Origin of the sequence: Streptomyces torulosus, assembly GCF_001419765.1 — a bacterium.
Taxonomy (GTDB): domain Bacteria; phylum Actinomycetota; class Actinomycetes; order Streptomycetales; family Streptomycetaceae; genus Streptomyces; species Streptomyces torulosus.
Genome location: NZ_LIRK01000678.1, coordinates 1 through 6,876 on the forward strand (window position 1 = coordinate 1; position 6,876 = coordinate 6,876).

Sequence of the window (6,876 nt, forward strand, 5' to 3'; positions counted from 1 at the left end):
TCCCCACCCCGGGCGAGGTGTTCCCGCCCAAGCGGAAGCCCGGTGCCCCGCCGGCGAACCCGCCCCACCAGCTGGCCGCCGTCTAGCCCTGGCTACCCTGGACGCATGGACTACGTCTCCGCGCTGCTGCCCCCCTTCGTGATGGCCGCACTGTTCATCGGTGTGATCAGGGTGATCGTGAAGACCCAGGGCGGCCCCAACAAGGCCAAGGAGGACGCGGCCGTCGACGCGGCGCTCGCGCGCGCGGACCACGCCCGCCCGGCCTCCGACGGCGACCGCTGAGGCTCACCGCCCCCCGCCTCGCACCTCAACGGCGTGCGACTCGTGTGTTTTTCGAGTCGTACGCCCTTTTTGTTCACCTTCTCCGGATATCGTGCGGAACTGTGCCTCGCCCATTGGGAGAACTCGAAGACGCGGTCATGACGCGGGTGTGGAAGTGGAACCGCCCGGTGACCGTTCGGGAAGTCCTGGAAGATCTGCAACAGGAACGGTCCATCGCGTACACCACGGTGATGACCGTTCTGGACAATCTCCATCAGAAGGGCTGGGTCCGCCGGGAGGCGGAAGGCCGGGCCTATCGATATGAGGCGGTCTCCACGCGCGCCGCCTACGCGGCCGCTCTCATGAACGAGGCCTGGTCGCAGAGCGACAACCCGGCGGCCGCTCTCGTCGCCTTCTTCGGGATGATGAGCGAGGAACAGCGGCAGTCCCTCACCGACGCCGTACGCATCGTGCAAGGTCCCGAAGCGCTCGCGCCGCCCGCCCCCGATGCCGAAACCCCTGCCGAAACCGGCGCCGAATCCACCGAATCGTCCGGCGAAACAAGGGGCACCCCCGGCCAATCCCCGGACCACCCCGGGCGATAGCGTCCGCTCATGCCAGCAGAGAGTCCCGAAGTCACCGCTAAAGCCCTCACCGTCCGACGGGCTCGGACCAGCGATGTCCCGCACGTACGCCGGCTCCTCGACTCCTACGTCCAGCGCCGCATCCTGCTCGACAAAGCGACCGTGACGCTTTACGAGGACATCCAGGAGTTCTGGGTGGCGGAGCGGGGCTCCGGCGCGGACGCGGAGGTCGTGGGCTGCGGGGCGCTGCACGTGATGTGGGAAGACCTCGCGGAAGTCCGCACTCTCGCGGTGAACCCGGAGGCGAAGGGACTCGGGGTCGGTCACCGGTTGCTGGAGAAGTTGCTGGAGACCGCTCGCTGGCTGGGTGTTCGCCGGGTTTTCTGTCTGACCTTCGAAGTCGAGTTCTTCGCGAAGCACGGCTTCGTGGAGATCGGCGAGACGCCCGTCGACACCGATGTCTACGCGGAGCTGCTGCGTTCCTATGACGAGGGCGTCGCGGAGTTCCTCGGTCTCGAACGAGTGAAACCGAACACCTTGGGCAACAGCCGGATGCTTCTGCATCTGTGATCGTCGGGCGATCGGCAAGGACTGGCCGGTTCCGAAGGAGCCTCAAGCGCTATTCCGGAGCCGATGCCTTGCCCGGGTTCCCTATGTCCGAAACGCGCATGTTTTCGGTCTGCCCCGGGCTCCCCGGTCTCTCCTCGTCCTCTCCCCGGTCTCTCCCAGGGGTTTGTGTTTTTCCTGGAAAAGCGGTTTGCTTTCCGACGTACTGCAGTACTGCATATAACAGGGGACGTGAAACAGCGGCGGGTGCCGCAGGTCCTCGGCCCCGACGTTATCGATGAAAGGAAATCCGGTGGCACAGAAGGTTCAGGTCCTTCTTGTCGACGACCTCGACGGCGGCGAGGCGGACGAGACCGTGACGTTCGCGCTGGACGGCAAGACGTACGAGATCGACCTCACGACCGCCAACGCGGACAAGCTTCGCGGCCTTCTCGACCCCTACGTCAAGGGTGGTCGGCGTACCGGAGGCCGTGCTGCTGGCGGGCGCGGCAAGGCCCGTGCCGCTTCCGGCGGCAGCCAGGACACCGCGGCCATCCGCGCCTGGGCGAAGGAGAACGGCCACGAGGTCAACGACCGCGGTCGTGTCCCCGCCGCCATCCGCGAGGCCTACGAGAAGGCCAACGGCTGAGACTCGGACGGTCCGGTGCTCGCGCGCCGCAACCGGACGCGGTGGCAGTGCGTCGCCACCGTGTCCACCACCCGTACGAGGTCGGGGGTGCCTGCGGCGCCCCCCAACGCCGACATCGTCGGCAGCGAGGCTTCGACCTCGCGTCCCGGCTCGGGGGGCCGCAGCCATACGGCGGCCCCCTGTGAACCGGTGCCCTCCGGCATGCCCCCGCGCCCCGTGGCCCCGCCCGCGGGTGCCGGCGCCTCGATGTGACCGCCCGTTCCCACGGCTGTGAGGTCCAGGTCGAGGCCGCCCCAGTCCAGCCACTCCAGCAGCCCCGGCACCTCCTCGGCGCCGCCCGCCGCGACCAGCAGCCACATCCGCCCGTCGCGCAGCGCCACCGGCGAGCCCGGCCCGGGAATCGGGCCCAGGTGCCGCAGCGCCGCGAACCCCACCTCCGCCGGCACGTCGAGCACATCGAAGCGCAGCCCCGTAATGAGGTGTACGGGCGCCCCGGGCGCGGTCGCCCAGTCGAGATCGTTCTCGTACCACTGCCGTACCGCGTCGCACGGGAGATCGCCCGGGGCGCCGCACGGCATATCGCAAGGGATATCGCCCGAGACATCGCCCGAGATGTCGCTCGGGTCGAGCGGTCGGCGGGGAAGGGGGACGATGGCCATGTCAGGAGCAACCGCACAAAGAGGCCCGGAGTTACGCTGGGTGTCGGAGCGGATGCACAGGGTGCAGGGAAAGGGGGCGTTCAGCGGTGGGTAGCGACGCAAGGATGTTCGCCCTTAGCGGAGGGAACCGGTGCACCCGGCATGGAGTGTCAGTCCCTACGGGTAAGACATCCCTAGTGGGAGGGGGCGACACGCAGGAAAGGCCGTCTCACGTTCGCCATCGGCGTACTGATGGTGGGGGTAACTGCCTGGCCTGCGGGAACATCGTCTCGCACCATCGGGTTGGAGCAGATGTCGGCGTTCGGGACCCAGGAGGCAGCAACTTCTGTCTCCGCGAGAGCGGAGGTGAACCGGACGGTGTCGGCAGTTGGAATGAGCGGTCCCCGCTTGCGGGACTAAGCTGCGGAAGGACAGAGAGGGGAGCGTCCCCTTACTGCCTGACCGCTCTGAGGAGCGATTAACGATGTTCGAGAGGTTCACCGACCGCGCGCGGCGGGTTGTCGTCCTGGCTCAGGAAGAAGCCCGGATGCTCAACCACAACTACATCGGCACCGAGCACATCCTCCTGGGCCTGATCCACGAGGGTGAGGGTGTCGCCGCTAAGGCCCTGGAGAGCCTCGGGATTTCGCTCGAGGCGGTCCGCCAGCAGGTGGAGGAGATCATCGGTCAGGGCCAGCAGGCCCCGTCCGGCCACATCCCCTTCACCCCCCGTGCCAAGAAGGTCCTGGAGCTGTCGCTCCGCGAGGCCCTTCAGCTGGGCCACAACTACATCGGCACGGAGCACATCCTGCTCGGCCTGATCCGTGAGGGCGAGGGCGTCGCCGCCCAGGTCCTGGTCAAGCTGGGCGCAGATCTCAACCGGGTGCGGCAGCAGGTCATCCAGCTGCTCTCCGGCTACCAGGGCAAGGAGACCGCCACCGCCGGCGGTCCCGCCGAGGGCACCCCCTCCACGTCCCTGGTCCTCGACCAGTTCGGCCGGAACCTCACCCAGGCCGCTCGTGAGTCCAAGCTCGACCCGGTCATCGGGCGCGAGAAGGAGATCGAGCGGGTCATGCAGGTGCTGTCCCGCCGTACCAAGAACAACCCGGTCCTGATCGGTGAGCCCGGCGTCGGCAAGACCGCCGTCGTCGAGGGCCTCGCCCAGGCCATCGTCAAGGGCGAGGTGCCCGAGACCCTCAAGGACAAGCACCTCTACACCCTGGACCTCGGCGCGCTGGTCGCCGGCTCCCGCTACCGCGGTGACTTCGAGGAGCGCCTGAAGAAGGTGCTCAAGGAGATCCGCACCCGCGGCGACATCATCCTGTTCATCGACGAGCTGCACACGCTGGTCGGTGCGGGTGCCGCCGAGGGCGCCATCGACGCGGCCTCCATCCTGAAGCCGATGCTGGCCCGCGGTGAGCTCCAGACCATCGGTGCCACCACGCTGGACGAGTACCGCAAGCACCTGGAGAAGGACGCGGCCCTCGAGCGCCGCTTCCAGCCCATCCAGGTCGCGGAGCCGTCCCTGCCGCACACGATCGAGATCCTCAAGGGTCTCCGTGACCGGTACGAGGCCCACCACCGCGTCTCCATCACCGACGAGGCCCTCGTCCAGGCCGCCACCCTGGCCGACCGGTACATCTCGGACCGCTTCCTGCCGGACAAGGCGATCGACCTGATCGACGAGGCCGGTTCCCGGATGCGCATCCGCCGGATGACCGCGCCGCCGGACCTCCGCGAGTTCGACGAGAAGATCGCCGGTGTCCGCCGCGACAAGGAGTCCGCGATCGACTCGCAGGACTTCGAGAAGGCCGCCTCCCTGCGCGACAAGGAGAAGCAGCTCCTCGCCGCCAAGGCCAAGCGGGAGAAGGAGTGGAAGGCCGGCGACATGGACGTCGTCGCCGAGGTCGACGGCGAGCTGATCGCCGAGGTCCTCGCCACGGCCACGGGCATCCCGGTCTTCAAGCTCACCGAGGAGGAGTCCTCCCGCCTGCTGCGCATGGAGGACGAGCTGCACAAGCGGGTCATCGGCCAGGACGACGCCGTCAAGGCGCTGTCGAAGGCGATCCGCCGTACGCGCGCCGGTCTGAAGGACCCGAAGCGTCCCGGTGGCTCGTTCATCTTCGCCGGCCCGTCCGGTGTCGGTAAGACCGAGCTGTCCAAGGCGCTCGCCGAGTTCCTCTTCGGCGACGAGGACGCGCTGATCTCCCTCGACATGTCGGAGTTCAGCGAGAAGCACACGGTGTCGCGTCTCTTCGGTTCGCCCCCCGGCTACGTGGGCTACGAGGAGGGCGGCCAGCTGACCGAGAAGGTCCGCCGCAAGCCGTTCTCCGTCGTCCTCTTCGACGAGGTCGAGAAGGCCCACCCGGACATCTTCAACTCGCTGCTGCAGATCCTGGAGGACGGTCGTCTGACCGACTCCCAGGGCCGGGTCGTGGACTTCAAGAACACGGTCATCATCATGACGACCAACCTCGGCACGCGGGACATCTCCAAGGGCTTCAACCTGGGCTTCGCGGCCTCGGGTGACACGAAGACCAACTACGAGCGCATGAAGAACAAGGTCTCGGACGAGCTGAAGCAGCACTTCCGGCCCGAGTTCCTCAACCGTGTGGACGACGTCGTCGTCTTCCCGCAGCTCACCCAGGCCGACATCCTGCGGATCGTCGACCTGATGATCGGCAAGGTGGACGAGCGCCTCAAGGACCGGGACATGGGCATCGAGCTCTCCCAGTCCGCGAAGGAGCTGCTGTCCAAGAAGGGCTACGACCCCGTGCTGGGCGCCCGGCCGCTGCGCCGGACCATCCAGCGCGAGATCGAGGACACGCTCTCCGAGAAGATCCTCTTCGGCGAGCTGCGCCCCGGTCACATCGTGGTCGTCGACACGGAGGGCGAGGGCGAGGCCCAGACCTTCACCTTCCGCGGCGAGGAGAAGTCGGCGCTGCCCGACGTCCCGCCGATCGAGCAGGCGGCCGGCGGCGCCGGTCCGAACCTGAGCAAGGACGCGTAGCCCGCTGCGCGAGGCTTGAGCGTCAAAAGGGGCTGCCCCGGGACTTCGGTCCCGGGGCAGCCCCTTTTCGCGTGGCGGACGGCGTGTGTGGGCTCAGAGCACGCTGTCCGACCGTTCGACGACGACCGGCACCGGCAGAAGCCCGAGAACGCGCTCCGGGACCGTGTCGACGTCCGGCGCGAGGTGAATTGTGGCGGTCCGCAGGTTCGGAAAGAGCTCCGGCACTTTCGAGAGGTCCTCGGTCCCCGTGAACGAGTTGAGCCGTAGATGGGTGACGTTCGGCAGAACGGGGCCCGCTTCCCACCCGACGGCGTTCCAGTTGACGCGCAAATTCTCCAGGGCGGGCATGCGGGCGATCTCCCCGAAGTCGTCCGCGGTGAGCCTTTCGAGAAGCTTGGCAAGGCTCAGGGTCTTCACTGAGCGCAGTTGTCCGAGTCCGCGCAGAGCGGTGTGCTTGAGTGTGCTTCTGGTGAATCGCAGATACTCCAGCGGCAACCCGGGCGGAAGGGCCTCGTCGACGGAATCGGCGCACAACGGGATACCGAGGTCCAGCGCCCCCAGCGTCGGTGAAGCCGAGAGAACATGAAGTGCGCGGGGCCTTTTCCAGACCCGGAAGGCTATTCAAGGCCAGCCAGGTGAGCGGAAGTTCGGTCAGCGGCGTCAGATCGTCGACGTGGGGACCGGTGCCGTGGATGTCCAGATGAGTGAGCCGGTCCAGCCCCCTGAGGAAGTCCAGATTCCGCAGCATTCGGTTGTCCTGGACGACGAGTGCGCGCAGTCGCCCGGGTAGCAGGGCGGCACGGAGCGCGGCGGAGTCGAGGTCGTCGACGAGTGTCGAACCGGTGCCAGGTCCAGGCGAGCTGGGCGCGGACCGACGGGAACGGGTGGGACCGGAAGCGGGCGAGGACGGGCAGAGCGGCATCGGTGCCCACGAGGGACGCGGCGAGGACCACGGCCCGCGCCTCACGGTCCGTGAGCCCCTCCGGCCCCGGCAGAAGCTCCAGCACGAGCGGACCGCAGGAAGCCAGCAGCCGGGCCTCCTCGGCGGTGCGGGGAGGAATCAACGGGGCCGCTGCCTCCTCCACGGCCGCCCGGACCCGCGGATCGAGTTCCGTGGCGTAGGAGCGGCGCTGCATTCGTGAGGGCCAGGTGCGTAGTCCGGGTCACATGTGGGTGGGGGTTCTCGGG

Annotated in this window: 8 protein-coding genes; 6 read left to right on the plus strand and 2 right to left on the minus strand. The window is 67.9% G+C overall.

Annotated features, from left to right (window positions below):
* Window positions 1-105: 105 nt before the first annotated feature.
* From AOK23_RS47330 to AOK23_RS37175, 4 genes are all read left to right on the plus strand, one after another.
* Window positions 106-282: a hypothetical protein gene (locus tag AOK23_RS47330; RefSeq protein ID WP_099967052.1), complete on the plus strand. Its 177-nt coding sequence runs from the start codon at window positions 106-108 to the stop codon at window positions 280-282.
* 137 nt (window positions 283-419) lie between these two features.
* Window positions 420-866 carry a BlaI/MecI/CopY family transcriptional regulator gene (locus AOK23_RS37165; RefSeq protein ID WP_055522482.1) on the plus strand — a complete coding sequence of 149 codons (447 nt, stop codon included), beginning with the start codon at window positions 420-422 and terminating at the stop codon, window positions 864-866.
* 9 nt (window positions 867-875) lie between these two features.
* Entirely contained in the window at window positions 876-1,415 is a 540-nt protein-coding gene (locus AOK23_RS37170; RefSeq protein ID WP_055522484.1) for an amino-acid N-acetyltransferase, read from the plus strand.
* Between the two features lie 289 nt (window positions 1,416-1,704).
* Window positions 1,705-2,040 (plus strand): histone-like nucleoid-structuring protein Lsr2, encoded by a 336-nt coding sequence (locus tag AOK23_RS37175; protein ID WP_055538663.1) that lies wholly within the window; start codon window positions 1,705-1,707, stop codon window positions 2,038-2,040.
* On the opposite strand, the gene AOK23_RS37180 is transcribed toward AOK23_RS37175, so the two are convergent.
* Window positions 2,019-2,699, minus strand: a complete 681-nt coding sequence (locus AOK23_RS37180; protein ID WP_055716896.1) for an SCO3374 family protein — start codon at window positions 2,697-2,699, stop codon at window positions 2,019-2,021. The genes AOK23_RS37175 and AOK23_RS37180 overlap by 22 nt on opposite strands.
* Window positions 2,700-3,162: 463 nt before the next feature.
* Between AOK23_RS37180 and AOK23_RS37185 the strand changes: the two genes are divergently transcribed.
* On the plus strand, window positions 3,163-5,688 hold the full coding sequence (locus AOK23_RS37185; RefSeq protein WP_055716897.1) for an ATP-dependent Clp protease ATP-binding subunit: 2,526 nt from the start codon (window positions 3,163-3,165) through the stop codon (window positions 5,686-5,688).
* Between the two features lie 93 nt (window positions 5,689-5,781).
* On the opposite strand, the gene AOK23_RS37190 is transcribed toward AOK23_RS37185, so the two are convergent.
* Entirely contained in the window at window positions 5,782-6,105 is a 324-nt protein-coding gene (locus AOK23_RS37190; protein WP_157878264.1) for a hypothetical protein, read from the minus strand.
* A 425-nt stretch (window positions 6,106-6,530) separates the two neighbouring features.
* Between AOK23_RS37190 and AOK23_RS51765 the strand changes: the two genes are divergently transcribed.
* On the plus strand, window positions 6,531-6,830 hold the full coding sequence (locus AOK23_RS51765; RefSeq protein WP_157878265.1) for a hypothetical protein: 300 nt from the start codon (window positions 6,531-6,533) through the stop codon (window positions 6,828-6,830).
* Window positions 6,831-6,876: the final 46 nt, after the last annotated feature.